Here is a 16,923-nt window from a genome sequence, read left to right on the forward strand (position 1 = left end):
AAGCGGGCGGGCGGCGGCTGGGTGCGTCCGCCGCCGCGGAACCGGGCGGGCGGCGACTCGGGCGCGTGCGCCGCTCCCCGCACAGTCGGGCGGGCGGCAATGCGCCGTTCGCGTCTCCCACCCGGCAGGACAACCGCTCGGGCGCGTGCGCGGTCCCGGCGGAGCCGGGAGGGTCGGGCGGGTGCGCCGGGCTTCCGGACCCGCCCGACCCTCCAGGACGTCAGCCGTCGAGGTCCTCGATGGTCGCGTGGGACGGCGCGCGTGTGGTCTGCAGGTCGCGCGCCACGTCCTCGGCCGCGCCCAGCACCCGTACCGCGTTCTGCCAGGTCAGCTTGGCCAGGTCGGCCCTCGACCAGCCGCGGACCAGCAGCTCCGCGATCAGGTTCGGGTAGCCGGAGACGTCGCCCAGGCCGTCCGGGGTGAAGGCGGTGCCGTCGTAGTCGCCGCCGATGCCGACGTGGTCGATGCCCGCCACCTCACGCATGTGGTCGAGGTGGTCGGCGACCGTCGCGACCGTGGCGACCGGGCGCGGGGTGCGCTCCTCGAAGGCGCGGTGGACCTTCATCGCCTCGGGGGTGGTGTCGAGGGGGTGCAGGCCGTGCGCGCGCATGTTCTCGTCCGCCGCGGCCGTCCAGTCGACGGCCGCCTGGAGGACGAACTTCGGCACGAACGTCACCATGGCCACTCCGCCGTTGGCGGGCAGGCGTTCGAGGACGTCGTCGGGGATGTTGCGCGGGTGGTCGCACACCGCGCGGGCGGAGGAGTGGGAGAAGATCACCGGCGCTTCGGTGGTGTCCAGCGCGTCGCGCATCGTGGTCGCCGCCACGTGCGAGAGGTCGACGAGCATGCCGAGGCGGTTCATCTCCCGGACCACCTCACGGCCGAAGTCCGAGAGGCCGCCGACGCCCGGTTCGTCCGTCGCGGAGTCCGCCCACGCCACGTTGTCGTTGTGGGTGAGGGTCATGTAGCGCACGCCGAGCCCGTACAGGCCGCGCAGCGTGCCGAGCGAGTTCGCGATGGAGTGGCCGCCCTCGGCGCCCATGAGGGAGGCGATCCGGCCGTCCTTGCGCGCCGTCTCCATGTCGGCGGCGGTCAGGGCGGGGGCCAGGTCCGCCGGGTAGCGGGCGAGCAGCTGGTGTACGCAGTCGATCTGTTCCAGCGTCGCGGCCACCGGGTCGGGCAGGTCGCAGGGCACGTACACCGACCAGTACTGGGCGCCGACCCCGCCCTCGCGCAGGCGGGGCAGGTCGGTGTGCAGGCGGGCGCTCTGATGCCGGGCGATGTCCAGGGCGTCGAGGTCGTAGCGGACCTGTTTGCGCAGCGCCCAGGGCAGGTCGTTGTGCCCGTCGACGACCGGGAACTCCCGCAGCAGTTCCCGGGCTGCCTCAAGGGACGGCGAGGTCATCGCGTCACTTCCCCGAGTTGAAGCCGAAGCCCGCCGCCGCTCCCTCGACCTTGGAGCGCAGGCGCTTGCCCTTCTCGGTGGCCTGGTCGTTGAGGTCCTGCTGGAACTCGCGCATCCGCTGCAGGAGGTCCTCGTCGTGCGCGGCGAGGATGCGCGCCGCGAGCAGCCCGGCGTTGCGGGCCCCGGCGACGGACACGGTGGCCACGGGGACACCGGCCGGCATCTGCACGATCGACAGCAGCGAGTCCATGCCGTCCAGGTACTTCAGCGGGACCGGGACGCCGATGACGGGCAGCGGGGTGACCGAGGCGAGCATGCCGGGCAGGTGGGCGGCGCCCCCGGCGCCCGCGATGATCACCTTCAGACCACGGTCCGCCGCCTGCTCGCCATACGTGATCATCTCGCGCGGCATACGGTGCGCGGAGACGACGTCGACCTCGTACGCGATCTCGAACTCGTCGAGGGCCTTGGCGGCGGCCTCCATGACGGGCCAGTCGGAGTCCGACCCCATGACGATGCCAACAACAGGGCTCATTCGGTGATCGTGCCTCTCAGGTAGCCGGCTGCGTGACGGGCGCGCTCCAGCACGTCGTCGAGGTCGTCGCCGTAGGTGTTGACATGGCCCACCTTGCGGCCGGGCTTCACGTCCTTGCCATACATGTGGATCTTGAGCTGCGGGTCGCGCGCCATGCAGTGCAGGTACGCCGAGTACATGTCGGGGTAGTCGCCGCCGAGGACGTTGACCATGACCGTCCACTTGGCGCGCGGGCGCGGGTCGCCGAGCGGCAGGTCGAGGACGGCCCGCACGTGGTTGGCGAACTGCGAGGTGATCGCGCCGTCCATCGACCAGTGGCCCGAGTTGTGCGGGCGCATCGCCAGCTCGTTGACGAGGATGCGGCCGTCGCGGGTCTGGAACAGCTCCACGGCGAGGTGACCGACGACACCCAGTTCCTTGGCGATGGTGAGCGCGAGCTGCTCGGCCTGGAGGGCCAGGCCCTCGTCCAGGTCGGGGGCCGGCGCTATCACGGTGTCGCAGACGCCGTTCACCTGCTGGGACTCCACGACCGGGTAGGCGACTGCCTGCCCGTGCGGCGACCGCACGACGTTGGCGGCCAGCTCCCGGACGAAGTCGACCTTCTCCTCGGCGAGGACCGGGACGCCGGCGCGGAACGGGTCGGCGGCCTCCTCGACGGAGTCCACCACCCACACGCCCTTGCCGTCGTAGCCGCCGCGGACGGTCTTGAGGACGACCGGGAAGCCGTCTCCCTCGGCGGCGAACGCGGCGACGTCCTCGGGGTCGCTGACGATCCGGTGCCGCGGGCACGGCACACCGATCGCGTCGAGTTTGGCGCGCATCACGCCCTTGTCCTGGGCGTGCACGAGCGCGTCCGGGCCGGGACGCACGGCGATGCCGTCCGCCTCCAGGGCCCGCAGGTGCTCGGTGGGCACGTGCTCGTGATCGAAGGTGATCACGTCACAGCCCTGCGCGAAGGCACGCAGCGTCTCCAGGTCGCGGTAGTCGCCGACGACGACGTCGCCGACGACCTGTGCCGCGGAGTCCTGGGGTGTGTCACTGAGGAGCTTGAACCTGATGCCCAGCGGGATGCCTGCCTCGTGGGTCATACGAGCGAGCTGGCCACCGCCGACCATGCCTACTACCGGGAACGTCACGCACCTAGGGTATCGGCCTGGCCGGGGAGGCCGGTTTACGTGCCCGCGGAGGCCGTTTGGCGGGCCGTTTCCGAGGGACTTCCGAAGGGGTACCCGAAGGAAAACGACGAGGAGTTTCCGGAACGGGGCCCGGACTGCTTTCTTTCCGTCCTCATGTATGGTCCCCGGACATCGTTCACCGGCGCTCGTTAGCATGGCCGGGTTGACGGAGCCGTTCGGCGCTTGCGGCCGAGGGGCCGGTAGGACCGATCGACACGAACGAGACGACGGATGCAACCGAGTACGACCGACCCGACGGGGGCTGGCGACACGATGGGCAGTGGTTCCACAAGTCTGCAGGACAGGCCCCAGGCCGCAGTGCGCCGGAAGTTCGACCGGCTGCTGCGCGAGATCGCCAAATTCGGCGCGGTCGGCGGGGCGGGACTGCTGGTCAACCTCCTGGTGTTCAACCTCGTGCGGAATGTCACGGGGCTCCAGGTGGTCCGGGCGAGCATCATCGCCACGGTCGTCGCGATCGCCTTCAACTACATCGGCTTCCGCTACTTCACCTACCGGGACCGGGACAAGAGCGGGCGCACCCGCGAGATGACCCTGTTCCTGGTGTTCAGCGCGGCCGGGCTGGTGATCGAGAACGGCGTGCTGTTCCTGGCGACGTACGGGTTCGGCTGGGACAGCCCGCTGCAGAGCAACGTGTTCAAGTTCCTCGGCATCGGCCTCGGGACGCTGTTCCGTTTCTGGTCCTACCGCACCTGGGTGTTCAAGGCCATCCCGGCGGCGTCGGCGGTGGCGGGCGCCGAGTCGATTCTCCAGGAGGCGGAGATGCAGCAGCGCCGCCACGACGAGCACGTGAACCGCTGACCGGAGGCATCGCCCAGCCGGCGCCTGAGCGGCACATCACCCTGCGTGGTCAGGCGAAGGACATCGCCCGGCCTGGTGCGGCGAAGTAAGTCCTGACCGACCGCCGCTTCACCGGGTCCCCCGCTCCCCGGTTCACCTCACTGTGGGTTCCGGTTCCTCCGGTTCGGCGGGCACCTTCAGCGGGGTCCGGGACAGGAACAGGCCGAAGACCGGGGGCTTGGCCTGGAGCATCTCCAGACGGCCGCCGTCGGCCTCCGCGAGGTCACGCGCCACCGCGAGCCCGATGCCCGTGGAGTTACGCCCGCTGATGGTGCGCTCGAAGATGCGGGAGCCCAGTTCCGGCGGCACCCCCGGCCCCTCGTCCGTGACCTCGACGACCGCCTGGTTGCCGGTGACCCGGGTGCGCAGGGCGACCGTGCCGCCCCCGTGCATGAGCGAGTTCTCGATCAGCGCCGCCAGCACCTGGGCGACCGCCCCCGGCGTCCCCACGGCCCGCAGATGCCGTTTGCCGGAGCTGACGATCGCACGCCCCGCGCTGCGGTAGGCGGGCCGCCACTCGGCGAGCTGCTGCTGGATGACCTCGTCCAGGTCGAAGGAGACGGCGGAGCCGGTGCGCGGGTCACGGGCGTTCGTCAGCAGCCGCTCCACGACATCCGTGAGCCGTTCCACCTGCGTCAGCGCGATCGTCGCCTCCTCCTTCACCGTGTCCGGGTCGTCGGTGAGCGTGATCTCCTCCAGCCGCATGGAGAGCGCCGTCAGGGGCGTGCGCAGCTGGTGCGAGGCGTCGGCCGCCAGGCGCCGCTCGGCGGTCAGCATGCGGGCGATCCGCTCGGCGGAGGCGTCCAGGACATCGGCGACCCGGTCCAGCTCCGGGACGCCGTACCGCTTGTGGCGCGGCCGCGGGTCGCCGGAGCCGAGGCGCTCGGCGGTCTCGGCGAGGTCGGTGAGCGGGGAGGCCAGACGGTTGGCCTGGCGCACCGCGAGCAGCACCGCCGCGATGATCGCGAGCAGCGCCACCAGGGCGATGATCAGCAGCGTACGGCCGACTTCACGCGTGACGGCGGAGCGGGGTTCCTCGACGCGGACCGTCTCCCCCTCCTCGCCCTTGGTCGTGGAGTGGATGACGTCACCGGTGGGCTGATTGCCGACCCGGATGGTGGGCTGGCCGGGGATGTCGATCACCGCGTACCTGTCGCCGGTGACCTGGTCCTTGAAGACCGCGGCGCTGACCTTCTCGTCGCCGAGGATCCGGCTGTCCACGATGCTGGCAAGGCGCAGCGCCTCGGAGTCGACGCGCTCCTGGGCGCTGTTGCTGATCGTCCGGGTCTCGACGATCACGAGGGAGACGCCGAAGACCGCGATCACCACGAGGACGACGGCGAGGGTGGACTGGATGAGACGACGACGCACGGAGGCCTCCGGCGGGGAACAGGTACGACGACCAGTGTGCCTCTGGTTGGCGTGGCCCCCTGTGCCGGGGCTGGGCGGGGGTGGGTTTCGCTCCTCGGCGCTCGCCGGTGCCGCTGCGCGCACCCTCCCCCAAGCTCTCGACTTCGCTCGAGCAGGGAAGACCCCCATCGCCCCTGCGGCACGACTGCCCGCAGCTGCAGCGACGTCGGCCGACCGAAGCCGTCAGTTCTTCTCGAACCGGAAGCCCACGCCCCGTACCGTCGCGATGTACCGCGGGTTCGCCGCGTCGTCGCCCAGCTTCTTGCGGAGCCAGGAGATGTGCATGTCCAGGGTCTTCGTGGACGACCACCACGTCGTGTCCCAGACCTCGCGCATCAGCTGGTCGCGCGTGACGACCCGGCCCGCGTCCCGGACCAGGACCCGGAGGAGGTCGAACTCCTTCGCGGTGAGCTGCAGCTCCTCGTCGCCCATCCAGGCCCGGTGCGACTCCACGTCGATGCGCACGCCGTGCGTGGCGGGCGGTTGCGCGGGCTCGGTGGCGCCGCGCCGCAGCAGGGCGCGGACCCGGGCGAGCAGTTCGGCCAGCCGGAACGGCTTGGTGACGTAGTCGTCGGCGCCCGCGTCGAGGCCGACGACGGTGTCCACCTCGTCGGCCCGTGCGGTCAGGATCAGGATCGGGACGGTGTGGCCCTCGGCGCGCAGCCGGCGGGCCACCTCCAGACCGTCCATGCCGGGCAGCCCGAGGTCCAGCACGACCAAGTCGACGCCACCCTGCATTCCGGCGTCGAGCGCGGTGGGTCCGTCCTCGCGCACCTCGACCTCGTAACCCTCCCGGCGCAGGGCACGGGCCAGCGGCTCCGAGATGGACGCGTCGTCCTCGGCGAGCAGTACACGGGTCATGGGGTGATGGTAGTCCGCCGAGGACGAGAGCAAAGGTGTGAGCGCGGGTGTGATGAAGATGCGAATTCTTACCTGGACCTGGGACGATGCGGCGGCGACACCGTACGTCACGCTGTGTGGTCGCGCCTGCACCTCTTGGGGGCCATTTGGGTGTAGACCTTGGAATGGGCGACCATAGTTCCGTAACTACCTGTGATCCGTGTCTCAAGTCCTTCCATATCCGGCTGTGCCGTGCCGTATGGTGAAGAGAACGCCTGTAGCACCAGCAGGGACCTTTGGCGGTAGTTCGACGCTGAAGGTCTCTTTTGTGTGCGGGCTGGCCTCCTCCCAGCCTTGAAGGAATGACCTGTGGCCGGGCCTTGAGCGCTCAACGCGCGTAGAGGCGTGGATCCCGGTGGTCGTCGTCCATCGCTCCGTGATCCGGGGCGGACACCCCGTGGGCGTGGGGCGGACGTCCGATCCCGCCGGTGCCGGCCGTCCCCCCACGGGCGCCTGCCGCTCGTGCAGCGCGTCCCGACCAGCAAGGAACGACCATGGCGTCCAGCCTGACGAAGGACTCGGTCCGCCCGGGCACCCCCGGATCCGAGAAGACCTTCTTCGGCCACCCCCGCGGACTGGCCACACTCTTCATGACGGAGATGTGGGAGCGGTTCTCCTACTACGGCATGAAGGCACTCCTCCCGCTGTACCTGGTGGCACCGGGCGGCCTGCACATGAGCGCGGCCACCGCGACCGCGATCTACTCGGTGTACCTGTCGCTCGTGTACCTGCTCGCCCTGCCGGGCGGCTGGTTCGCCGACCGGGTCCTCGGTCCGCGCAAGACGGTCGCCGTGGCGGGCTTCGTCATCATGCTGGGCCACCTCACGCTGGCCCTGCCCACCGCCGGTACCTTCTTCGCCGGTCTCGGCCTCGTCGCGATCGGCTCGGGCCTGCTGAAGGCGAACATCTCCACGATGGTCGGCCACCTCTACGAGGGCCCGGACGACCCGCGCCGCGACGGTGGCTTCACCCTCTTCTACATCGGCATCAACCTCGGTGCCTTCGCCGCGCCGCTGGTCATCGGCACCGTCGGCCAGAACGTCAACTGGCACCTGGGCTTCGCGCTCGCCGCGCTCGGCATGGCGCTCGGCCTCGGCCAGTTCCTGCTCGGCGGCCGTCACCTCAGCTCCCGCTCGCAGGTCGTCCCGACCCCGCTGACGGCCGAGCAGAAGAAGGCCACCCTGACCAAGGCCGCCCTGTGGGCGGGCGTCGCGGTCGTCTTCTACGCGATCGTCGGTTTCTCCGGCGTCTACACGCTGAACTGGCTGCTGGTCCCGATCACCCTCGCCGGCCTGATCATCCCGGTCCTGGTCATCGCCCGCATCAAGCGGGACAAGGAGCTGGACCGCACCGAGCAGTCGAAGATGACGGCGTACATCTGGTTCTTCGTCGCCGCGGCCGTGTTCTGGATGATCTACGACCAGGGCGGCTCGACGGTGTCGCTGTTCGCCGACTCCTCGGCGAAGAACACGATCTTCGGCTGGAACTTCCCGGTCTCCTGGTACCAGTCGGTCAACCCGGTCATGATCATGGCGCTGGCCCCGGTCTTCGCCTGGGCGTGGCTGGCGCTGGCCCGGCGCGGCAAGGAGCCGAGCACCGCGGTGAAGTTCGCGATGGGCCTGGTCCTGATCGGCGCGTCCTTCTTCCTCTTCCTCGCCCCGCTGGGGATCGCCGACGGCGGTCACAAGGCTGCCGCGATGTGGCTGGTGGCGATCTACTTCGTGCAGACGATCGGTGAGCTGACGCTGTCGCCGGTGGGTCTGTCGGTCACCACGAAGATGGCGCCGGCGAAGTACGCCTCCCAGATGATGGGTGTCTGGTTCCTGGCCGTCACCGCCGGTGACGCCACGACCGGCCTGCTGTCGATCGCGGGCGTCGACCTGAACAAGACGGGCATCGTGGCCCTGCAGGCCGCGCTCGCCGTGGTCGCCGGTCTGGCGGTGTGGATGTACCGCAGCAAGGTCAAGGAGCTCATGGGCGACGTGCACTGACGTCGCTCCCGGCTCTCGGAGGGCCGCCGCACCCACGTGGATGCGGCGGCCCTCCGCCGTTCTGCGGGGTCAGCGAACGCGGCGGGGCAGGAACGTGAAGACCGCGCCGCCCAGCAGGATCGCCGTACCCGCCACCAGGCCGAGGGCCTTGAGGGTGCCGTGGTCGTCCGTGCCCGTCTGGGCCAGGCCGCCGCCCGTCGTACCGCCCGACGACGTGCCTCCGGACGTCCCGCCCGGCTGCCGCGCGGTGTCCAGCGTCAGCGACACCTCCGTCTTCGTCGGGGTGCACGTCGTGGTCGTGCCGAGGGCCTTGATGGTCAGCACGCCCGGCGACAGCGTCGACTCCCCGCTCGCGCCCGGTCTGTACGTTCCCGTCAGGTCCGGGATCTCGATCGGATCGCCCGACTTGATGTCCTGCGCGTTCGCCGGGCCCTCGACATGGACCGTGCCCTTGTCCGCGCCGCCCACCACGACCTCCATCGACGGTTTCACCGAGCCTTTGGGGATGTCCGCCGGGCTGTTCATCACCGACTTCCTCAACCGCACGGTGAGATCGAAGTTCCCGCCGTCCTTCTTCGCGTCGATCTGCACCGGCGACGTGGCGCTCTTGTCGCCGATGGGCGTCTTGCAGGCGTACGGGACCTGGACCTCCTTGCCCGTGAAGTCCGTCTGCCCGCCGTCGCCGCCGGTCGCACTCGCGCTCGCCGTCGGGGACGTCGCGGAGGAGGTGGCCGTCGGGGGCGTCGCGGTCGAGGACGCGGTCGGCAGGCCCGTCGGGGGGCTGGTCGGCACCACCGTCGGCAGCCCGCCCGTCGTACCGCCCACTCCCCCGCTCCCGCCGGTCACCTTGATGGTCGCCGCCGGTCCCACCCTTTCCTTCGGGGTGCACTTGGTGTCCGTGGAGATCGGCTTGTTGACGTTGATGGTGTACGCGTCCGGGGTCAGCGTCACCTCGCCCGCCGTCGTCAGCTTCACGGTGCCCGTCATGTCGGACAGCTTCATGTCGCTGTTCTTGGGGATCGGCGGGTTCGACCGCGGCCCCTCCATGGCGATGTCGGCGGTCTGCGCGCCGCCCGCCTTCAGCGTGCCGGTCGGCTTGACCGTGTCCTTGTCCAGGTCGAGCACGTCGGGGTTCTTGGAAGCGGCCTGCAGGAACTTCCAGGTGACCTTGACCTCGTCGCCGATCTTGGCCTCGGCCGGTGCCGTGATCTCCACCTTCGTGGTGCCCTCGACCGGGGGCAGCCCGGAGATCGGGGGCGGGATGCACTCGGTGGCGTACGACACCTCGGCCGCCTGGGCCGGTGCCGCGGCGACGCCGAGCAGAAGGCCCGCACCGCCCAGCATCATTGCCGCTCCTGCCGCGGCCGCCCTTCTGCCACTGTGACCGGCCGCGCTGGTTCCGCCCGCCGCCTTGGACACTCTGCGTTGCGTTCTCACGTGTTTCCCTTCGTCGGGGTCGCCGGACTGTCCTCGTGCGGTGCGGAGAGCCGGCCGCTCGCCGCGGTCCCCGGATCCGTGTCCGGGGTGAACCACGGCAGGGCCGAAGTGCTGCCGGTCCTCGCGGGAGCGGGCGGCTTCGGCGGGCGCGGGGCGACGCCGGGCAGCCGAAGCCCCCGGTGGCGTACCACCGCGGCGCGCGGCCGGACCCGATCCACGACCGCCATGCCGGCGCGGAAGGTGGCCGTCGGCACGACCAGGCAGGCCAGGACCCAGAAGACGGTCACGCCCCAGGGCCGGCCCACGCCCCACGGCTGCTCGGCGAGGACCTTGCCGCCGTACTGGAGGGAGACCGTGTAGTCGCCGTGGGCGCCCGCCGTGAGCTCCACCGGCAGCCTGATCTCCGCCTTCCTGCCGGGCGCGACCGTGCCGTGCCACTGCCGCTCGTCCCACTGCGGCGCGAACACGCCGTGCGAGGTGCCGACCCGGAAGACGGGATCCCTCACCGGTGACGAGCCGACGTTGCCGACCGTGAACACGAGCGTGCGCTGCGGCGGCGCCCCGAACCAGGTCAGCAGCCCACTGGAGCCGTCGAGACGGGTGTCCGTCAGCACCGACAGACGCCCGGCGCCGGACTCCGCGGGCAGCGGCTGGACGGCGTGCCCGGCGACCTGGAAGGCTGCGTCGGCGGTCGCCCCGGTCCCGGTGACGGTGGCGACGTGCACCACGCAGGGGCATGGCGCGGGCGGTTCGGCCACCGGCAGCTTCCTGCTGAAGTGGCCCCGCGCGTCGGTCGTGACGGCCCGTCCGTCCGCGTTGGCGCAGGAGTTGGTGCCGCCGATCACTCCCCGGGACGGCGTGGCCTGCCCGCAGATGAGGATCATCAGCAGCGTCTTCGCCCGCCAGCCGCCGCCGGACACGGTGATCGAACCGCCGGTACCCGCCTGGGACGCGGACAGCTCGACGGCCGGTTTGCCGGCGCCCGAGGCGGGCGCCGCCAGGGGCGCCAGGACGAGCGCGAGCACCGCCACGGGCGCCAGCACCGCCACCAGTGCGGAGATACGCCTCTTCACCTCGGCGCGCCCGTCAACTCGACGCCCGTGCACGGCCGTTCGCCGGTCTGCCGGTCCGGCGGCCGGTGCCTGCGCCGCCCTACGACGACACCGGCGACCGCAGCCGCGAGCAGCCCCGTCCCGCTGTCCGCCACCACGCCCCACGGCACGAACCGTGCTGACGCCGCCCCGGAAGCGTGCGCCCCGCCCGCCGCCGTGACCGTCACCCGGACGTGCACCGCGTCGAGCACCGGGTGGTGCGGCCACGGCTCGGTGAGCCGGACCCGGCGGCCGGGCGGCAGGTCGAGGGGCAGGGTGCGCTCGGGGCGGTCCAGGACCCGGCCGAGGACACCGTTCGCGCGCACGGCGAGCCTCGGGGTCAGCACGGTCGTACCGCGGTTGACCAGCTCGTAGGAGATCCGTCCGCCGCGCACCGCCACGTGCTCCACGGTCAGCGCGGGCAACGCCGGTCCGACGACGCGGACTCGGAGGCGTACGGCGGTGGAGCGGCCGCCCCTGCTCGCCACGACCACGCCCGGGTGGTCGCCGGGTGCCGCTCCCGCGGGCACCGCCACGGTGAACGGCACGTCGGCGCGGGTACGGGCGGGCACGGTCACCGAGACGGTGCGCACCGGGATCCGGCGCCCTCCCGTCGTGCGTGCGAAGGCGATCCAGGGGCCGCAGTCCCCCGGTGCCCCCCGTGCCTCGTGGGCTCCGCTCAGCCGGACGGTCAGCGGCCGCCCGCCCGGGTTGCGCACCGACACCGCGTCCTCGAGGACCGTCCCGGGCTCGCCCTCCGCGTACACGTACGGCCGCCCGCCCGCACCGCCGAGGGACCAGCCGGCGTCGGCGACGGCGGGCGCAGCGACCAGCGGGCTCGCACAGGCGACGGCGAGAGCGAGGGCACAGGCGGAGGCGGGGCGGACGTACGGCATGGCGGCTCCTGCTGGTACGAGGGTCGGCTCAGTGGCGTACCGCCTGGTTGCGGCGGGTCAGCCACAGCACCCCGGCCGCGCCGGCGAGCAGGACGGTGCCGCCGAGGGTGCCGAGGGCGACCACGGAGTCCTCGGGTCCGGTCTGCGGCAGCTGCCCGCTGGGGGCGGAGCCGCTCGAGGCGGAGCCGGAGGTGCCGCCGCCGGCCGCCGTGACGTCGAGGGTCAGGGACGGGCTCGGGCGGTTGGCGGGCGTGCACGTGGTCGTCGTACCGAGCGCCTTGATGGTGAGCACACCCGCGGTGAAGGTGACCTTGCCGGTCTTCCTGGGCGTGTACGTGCCGCTCAAGTCGCTGATCTTGATGGGGGTGTCGGCGGGGATCGCCGCCTGGTTGGCCGGGCCCCTGACCGTCAGGGTGCCGCTGTCGGCGCCGCCCAGGACGATCGTGGCGCTCGGGCTCATCGCGCCCTTGCCCAGTTCGACCGGGCTGGAGGAGACGCCCTTCTGCCAGGACATGGTGATCCTGTAGCCGCTGCCGCTCCGGACGCCCTTGATGTCGATGGGCGAGACGGCGCTCTTGTCGCCGATCGGCGTCTTGCACTGGTAGTTGACGTCGACGACGTCGGCCCGGGCCACGGGAGCGGCCGTCAGGACCGCCGAGCCGGCCAGGACAGCGGCGGCCGCGAGCGCCGCGCTTCGTTTGTGGTACGACACGGTCCCCTCATTCCTGACGGCACATCAGATGGGCCGTCAAGGTACGCCCGGGGCCGTGGGGAGGGAAGACACAATGCGCGCGGGATCCGTGGCGATCGGGCGCGCGAGGCGTGTCGTACGAAGAAGGGTTCGAACCGCGGGTAACCGGAGGTCAGCCACCCGCGAGGTGACCTAGCCGTGTCACGCGGGCGCGCCGAGCTCCGCCCACACCGTCTTGCCGGCGACGCCGGGGGTCCTGATGACGCCCCAGTCCAGGCAGAGGCGCTGCACGATGAACATCCCGTGGCCTCCGGGGCGTCCGGCGCGGTGCGGGGTGCGCGGGGCGGGCTGGCCGGAGCCCCGGTCCGAGACCTCGATGCGCAGCACCTTGTTGTCGCACGCGATCCACAGCTCTTCGGGACCCTCGGCGTGCAGGCACGCGTTGGTGACCAGTTCGGAGACGACGAGCAGCACGTCCTCGGCCGCGGCCCGCTGGTCGGCGGTGGCGGCGGGCAGCCAGCCCCATGCGTACAGCGCCTGGCGGGTGAAGTCGCGGGCGAGCGGAACGACACCGCTCTCGCCCGCGAAGCTCATCCTGCGGACCTGCCGGCCGGAGGAGGGCGCCGCCTCCCCCGCGGGCGCACCGGACGAGGCACCCTCGCCCGACGGGCCCTGCGCGGGCGTTCCGGAAGCGCCGCTGGGCTCGGGGCCGCGGTCGCCCGGCGAGTAGGGCCGGGTGGTGCTCATCAGCGCTTCACCTCACCGATTCACCAGTTCACGATTCAAGACTCAGTACGGGGTCGACGTGGTATCCGTCGGATGTTGCTCTTGCCGTGCGTTCGGGACCCTCTTCTTGCGGCTTTCGCCCTCACTGCCGACATGGTCAGCATGTCTCCTGCCCGACCGGACCGCTGGAACACCCACGGATTCGGCCGGGGATCTGTGACGCGCGTAACGTGCCGATAACGCGGAGGAATCCGGGACGCGAAGCATCGGCGACGTCATTCGGCCAGCGCCGCGTCCAGCGTGTCGTGGACGGTGAAGACGGCGTCCGCCCCGGTGATCTCGAAGACCCGGGCCACCACCGGCTGCATCCCCACGAGATGGACCCCACCACCCGCGGACTCGGCCTTCAGCCGCGCGGAGAGCAGGACGTTCAGCCCGGTGGAGTCACAGAACTCCAGCCTCGAGCAGTCGACGACCAGGCGCGAGAACCCCTTCTCGAGGCAGTCCTCGAGAGGTTCGCGCAGCAGATCGGCGGTGTGGTGATCCAACTCACCCGCCGGGGTCACGACGGCACTCGTGCCTTCTTGTCGCACCTCGACCAGAAGCCGGCCCGACTGTGCGCTGCCGACCGTCCCGCGGTCCATGCCGTCTCTCTCCCGACCGTCGTGGTTGATGCTGGACGCCCTCGAACATTACGCCCTCTGTGCGCCTCTCGACACCCGAACAACCCTACCAATTCGGACATTTCGACACAGTACGCACTTGCGAACGGTCAACGAAAGCGGGTAGGCCTAGTACAGACACCTATTCAACACGGCCGGCTTTGGAGGGCGCCGCACACCGCAGTGCACATATGGGCATCGGCGGCCATATGCCGACAACCATGGAGGACATCATGTCACCCCGGCTCGACGCATCGCAGACCCAGAGGGCGACGTCGACAACCCCCCTGGAACGACCGGACCACGGCTACGGCCTGGCCGACCACGAAGGCCCCACCGGGCCCGACGGCCTCGCCGACCTACCGGAGATTCCCCCGTACGACGAAGTGGGACCGGTCGACGCCCGGGCCCTTTCCAAGACTCTCTTCGAGAGGCTCGAGTCACTCGAAGAAGGCACGCACGAATATTCGTACGTGCGCAACACGCTCGTCGAACTGAACCTGGCCCTGGTGAAGTTCGCCGCCTCCCGCTTCCGCTCGCGCAGCGAGCCGATGGAGGACATCATCCAGGTGGGCACGATCGGCCTGATCAAGGCCATCGACCGGTTCGAACTCAGCAGAGGCGTCGAGTTCCCCACCTTCGCGATGCCGACGATCGTCGGTGAGATCAAGCGCTTCTTCCGCGACACGTCCTGGTCGGTCCGTGTCCCACGCCGGCTGCAGGAACTCCGCCTCGACCTGGCCAAGGCCGGCGACGAACTGGCCCAGAAGCTCGACCGCGCACCCACCGTCGCCGAGCTGGCCGAGCGCCTCGGCATCTCCAACGAGGAGGTCGTCGAGGGCATGGCCGCGTCGAACGCGTATACGGCCAGCTCCCTCGACGCCCAGCCCGAGGAGGACGACTCCGAGGGCGCGCTCGCGGACCGCATCGGCTACGAGGACCACGGGCTCGAGGGCATCGAGTACGTCGAGTCCCTGAAGCCGCTGATCGCCGAACTTCCGCAGCGTGACCGGAAGATCCTCTCGCTGCGCTTCGTGGCCAACATGACGCAGTCGGAGATAGGCGAGGAGCTGGGCATCTCGCAGATGCACGTGTCACGGCTGCTGTCCCGCACCCTGGGGCGCCTGCGGAAGGGACTCACCGTCGAGGAGTGAGCCCCGCCGCGGTGGGCGGCGAGTGCGGGCCGCCGCGATGCGCGGTGAGTGACGCCCGCCATGTGGCACCTGCCGAGTGGTACCAGCCGCCCGGTGTCCGGCCGAACCCCAGAACTCGACCGGGCACCGGGCGACTTGCGTTCCCCAGCCGCCTCACAGGCCGTTCCCCGGCCGTTCATCACCTGCTCGCAACGGGTTCCCCGGTTACCCGCGGGAACCCCTTTCCCCGCAGAGTGACTTCCCTCACTATGGTCACCCCATACCGGCCGGTACGTCTGGGTCCCAGGCGTGCCCGCCGACACACGCGGGCTGCGAGGAGGCAGCGGGATGACCCGGGCGGAGCGGGACGACGACGATGACGTCGAGGCCGGCGTCGGCATGCACGGTACGGTGCCCGACGCCCGCCTCACCGAACTGCTGAGGACGGACACCCCGACCGCGTATCCAGCTCTGCGCGAACTACGCATCCGCCACCGCACCGCTGTCCTCGGCTACGCACGGCTGTGCACGGTCGACGAGACGGCGGCCCGGCAGCTGACCGCGCAGGCGTTCGCGCTCGCTGCCCGGGACACCGCCCGCGGCACCGACCCGCGCGGCCCCTGGCGCCACCGACTCCTGCTGCTCGCGGGCCGGGTGACCCAGTCGTGGGCGACGGACGAGCGCGCCGCCCGGCTCGATCCGGGGCTGCTCGCGCATCTGCGCGCGATCGGACCCGAGGGCGTGGCTCCGGCGATGCTGGCGGCGTTCCAGGCGCTGCCGGTCCGGGTGCAGGGGCTGGTCTGGTACGGCGTCGTCGACCAGGAGCCGCCGGAGCGCACGGCGGTCCTGCTCGGCCTGTCCCCGCAGGACGTGGCGTACGACATCGAACCGGCGTTCAAGGCGCTGCGCGAGTCGGTCCTGAAGACCCGGCTCGCCGGCTCGGGCAACCCCCGCTGCCAGGACTTCCGGCGGCTCATCGAGGAGTCGCTGCGCCCCGACAAGCCGCGCTACAGCGCTGATCTGCACGCCCACATGGCGTACTGCGTGCACTGTGCCACCGCGTACGAGGAGCTGTCGCACCTGCGGGACGCCCCGCGCACGGCACTGGCGGAGGGGCTGCTGCCGTGGGGCGGCGCCGCGTACGTGAGGAGCGACGGGGAGGAGCAGAGCGCGGTCGCCGGGGCCCGGCTCGCCGACTGGTGGCCGTCGCGGCGGTTCGCGCTGGCGGCGACGGCCGTGGGCGTGGCGCTGGCTCCGCTGCTGGTCTACCTGATGACCTCGGGCGGTTCGCAGCCGGCGCGGGCCGCGAGCGAGATCCGCAGGCCGACGCCGCCGCCCGCGGTGACGGTGACGGCGACGGTCTCGGTGACACCGTCGTCCTCGCCCTCCCCGTCCCCCTCCCCCACTCCGGCGACGACCTCACCGAGCCCGACGCCGACACCCTCGCGCACGGCGACCACGCACCCGGCGTCCCCGAAACCGAAGCGTCCGGCCCCGCACCCGCCGAACGGCACGTACGCCCAGGTCGTGAACGTGGCCTCGGGTCTGTGCCTGGACATCCGCGACGGGGTGATGGACCTGGGCACGGACGTCATCACCGCCCCGTGCACGTCGTCCCCGACGCAGCGCTGGCGCGTCGACACCTCGCGCGGCGTCCTGCAGTCGGAGGCCGACCCCGCCTTCTGCCTGGACAGCCGCGGCTCCACCTACCGGGGCGTCGGCATCTGGGAGTGCTCCTCGGTCGACGGCTCCAACGGCCGGAACCTGCGCTTCACGGTGGACTCCCGCGGAGTGATCCGCCCGGCGATCGCCCCGGACCACGCGGTGACGCCGTACGGCGGCGACACGGTGTTCCTGATGTGGGATCAGGGCGGCGACGAACAGCGCTGGAAGGCGGGCGCGTCCTGACGGATGACGGCGGCTAGCTTGATCTTTAACCTGTGCGGCGGGGTCGTGGGTTCGTTGACTTCTTCGTTCGCTGCTTCCCGGCGCTTGGTTTGGAGACTGTGTGCA

15 protein-coding genes are annotated in these 16,923 nt (G+C 71.2%); 4 read left to right on the plus strand and 11 right to left on the minus strand.

Annotated elements, in window-relative coordinates; translation table 11 throughout:
• Nucleotides 1-220: 220 nt before the first annotated feature.
• The 3 genes from ACIRC0_RS36985 to ACIRC0_RS36995 are packed head-to-tail and all read right to left on the minus strand — an operon-like array spanning nt 221 to nt 3,076.
• Complete coding sequence (locus tag ACIRC0_RS36985) at nt 221-1,405, minus strand: dipeptidase (RefSeq protein WP_403625675.1); 1,185 nt, start codon at nt 1,403-1,405, stop codon at nt 221-223.
• Nucleotides 1,406-1,409: 4 nt separating this feature from the next.
• Nucleotides 1,410-1,940, minus strand: a complete 531-nt coding sequence (gene purE, locus ACIRC0_RS36990; RefSeq protein WP_403625678.1) for a 5-(carboxyamino)imidazole ribonucleotide mutase — start codon at nt 1,938-1,940, stop codon at nt 1,410-1,412.
• Nucleotides 1,937-3,076 carry a 5-(carboxyamino)imidazole ribonucleotide synthase gene (locus ACIRC0_RS36995; RefSeq protein WP_403625681.1) on the minus strand — a complete coding sequence of 380 codons (1,140 nt, stop codon included), beginning with the start codon at nt 3,074-3,076 and terminating at the stop codon, nt 1,937-1,939. Before ACIRC0_RS36995 ends, purE begins: the two co-directional genes overlap by 4 nt.
• Before the next feature lie 312 nt (nt 3,077-3,388).
• Here ACIRC0_RS36995 and ACIRC0_RS37000 point away from each other — a divergent pair, with 312 nt between their 5' ends.
• Nucleotides 3,389-3,934 (plus strand): GtrA family protein, encoded by a 546-nt coding sequence (locus ACIRC0_RS37000; RefSeq protein ID WP_403625711.1) that lies wholly within the window; start codon nt 3,389-3,391, stop codon nt 3,932-3,934.
• Nucleotides 3,935-4,066: 132 nt separating this feature from the next.
• On the opposite strand, the gene ACIRC0_RS37005 is transcribed toward ACIRC0_RS37000, so the two are convergent.
• Both ACIRC0_RS37005 and ACIRC0_RS37010 read right to left on the minus strand, forming a co-directional pair.
• Entirely contained in the window at nt 4,067-5,344 is a 1,278-nt protein-coding gene (locus tag ACIRC0_RS37005; RefSeq protein ID WP_403625684.1) for an ATP-binding protein, read from the minus strand.
• A gap of 222 nt (nt 5,345-5,566) precedes the next feature.
• Nucleotides 5,567-6,244, minus strand: a complete 678-nt coding sequence (locus ACIRC0_RS37010) for a response regulator transcription factor (RefSeq protein WP_086747411.1) — start codon at nt 6,242-6,244, stop codon at nt 5,567-5,569.
• A gap of 533 nt (nt 6,245-6,777) precedes the next feature.
• Between ACIRC0_RS37010 and ACIRC0_RS37015 the strand changes: the two genes are divergently transcribed.
• Nucleotides 6,778-8,274, plus strand: a complete 1,497-nt coding sequence (locus ACIRC0_RS37015) for an oligopeptide:H+ symporter (RefSeq protein WP_403625687.1) — start codon at nt 6,778-6,780, stop codon at nt 8,272-8,274.
• A gap of 69 nt (nt 8,275-8,343) precedes the next feature.
• Here the strand turns inward: ACIRC0_RS37015 and ACIRC0_RS37020 are convergent, their stop codons facing one another.
• The 6 genes from ACIRC0_RS37020 to ACIRC0_RS37045 all read right to left on the minus strand — a co-directional run bounded on the left by ACIRC0_RS37020 (nt 8,344) and on the right by ACIRC0_RS37045 (nt 13,759).
• Nucleotides 8,344-9,618 carry a hypothetical protein gene (locus tag ACIRC0_RS37020; RefSeq protein ID WP_403625713.1) on the minus strand — a complete coding sequence of 425 codons (1,275 nt, stop codon included), beginning with the start codon at nt 9,616-9,618 and terminating at the stop codon, nt 8,344-8,346.
• 89 nt (nt 9,619-9,707) lie between these two features.
• Nucleotides 9,708-10,784 carry a hypothetical protein gene (locus ACIRC0_RS37025; RefSeq protein ID WP_403625690.1) on the minus strand — a complete coding sequence of 359 codons (1,077 nt, stop codon included), beginning with the start codon at nt 10,782-10,784 and terminating at the stop codon, nt 9,708-9,710.
• Nucleotides 10,781-11,698: a hypothetical protein gene (locus ACIRC0_RS37030; RefSeq protein WP_403625693.1), complete on the minus strand. Its 918-nt coding sequence runs from the start codon at nt 11,696-11,698 to the stop codon at nt 10,781-10,783. The genes ACIRC0_RS37025 and ACIRC0_RS37030 overlap by 4 nt, the downstream gene beginning before the upstream one ends.
• Before the next feature lie 28 nt (nt 11,699-11,726).
• Nucleotides 11,727-12,410, minus strand: coding sequence for an LPXTG cell wall anchor domain-containing protein (locus tag ACIRC0_RS37035; protein WP_403625696.1), 684 nt, complete (start codon nt 12,408-12,410; stop codon nt 11,727-11,729).
• A gap of 180 nt (nt 12,411-12,590) precedes the next feature.
• Nucleotides 12,591-13,136 (minus strand): ATP-binding protein, encoded by a 546-nt coding sequence (locus tag ACIRC0_RS37040; protein WP_403625699.1) that lies wholly within the window; start codon nt 13,134-13,136, stop codon nt 12,591-12,593.
• Between the two features lie 254 nt (nt 13,137-13,390).
• Nucleotides 13,391-13,759, minus strand: coding sequence for an STAS domain-containing protein (locus ACIRC0_RS37045; protein ID WP_103837661.1), 369 nt, complete (start codon nt 13,757-13,759; stop codon nt 13,391-13,393).
• 239 nt (nt 13,760-13,998) lie between these two features.
• Between ACIRC0_RS37045 and ACIRC0_RS37050 the strand changes: the two genes are divergently transcribed.
• Nucleotides 13,999-14,931, plus strand: a complete 933-nt coding sequence (locus ACIRC0_RS37050; protein WP_263230297.1) for an RNA polymerase sigma factor SigF — start codon at nt 13,999-14,001, stop codon at nt 14,929-14,931.
• A 327-nt stretch (nt 14,932-15,258) separates the two neighbouring features.
• Complete coding sequence (locus tag ACIRC0_RS37055; protein ID WP_403625702.1) at nt 15,259-16,818, plus strand: ricin-type beta-trefoil lectin domain protein; 1,560 nt, start codon at nt 15,259-15,261, stop codon at nt 16,816-16,818.
• The last annotated feature ends 105 nt before the right edge of the window (nt 16,819-16,923 follow it).

The sequence above is a fragment of the Streptomyces sp. NPDC093984 genome (assembly GCF_044764595.1).
GTDB lineage: Bacteria > Actinomycetota > Actinomycetes > Streptomycetales > Streptomycetaceae > Streptomyces > Streptomyces cynarae.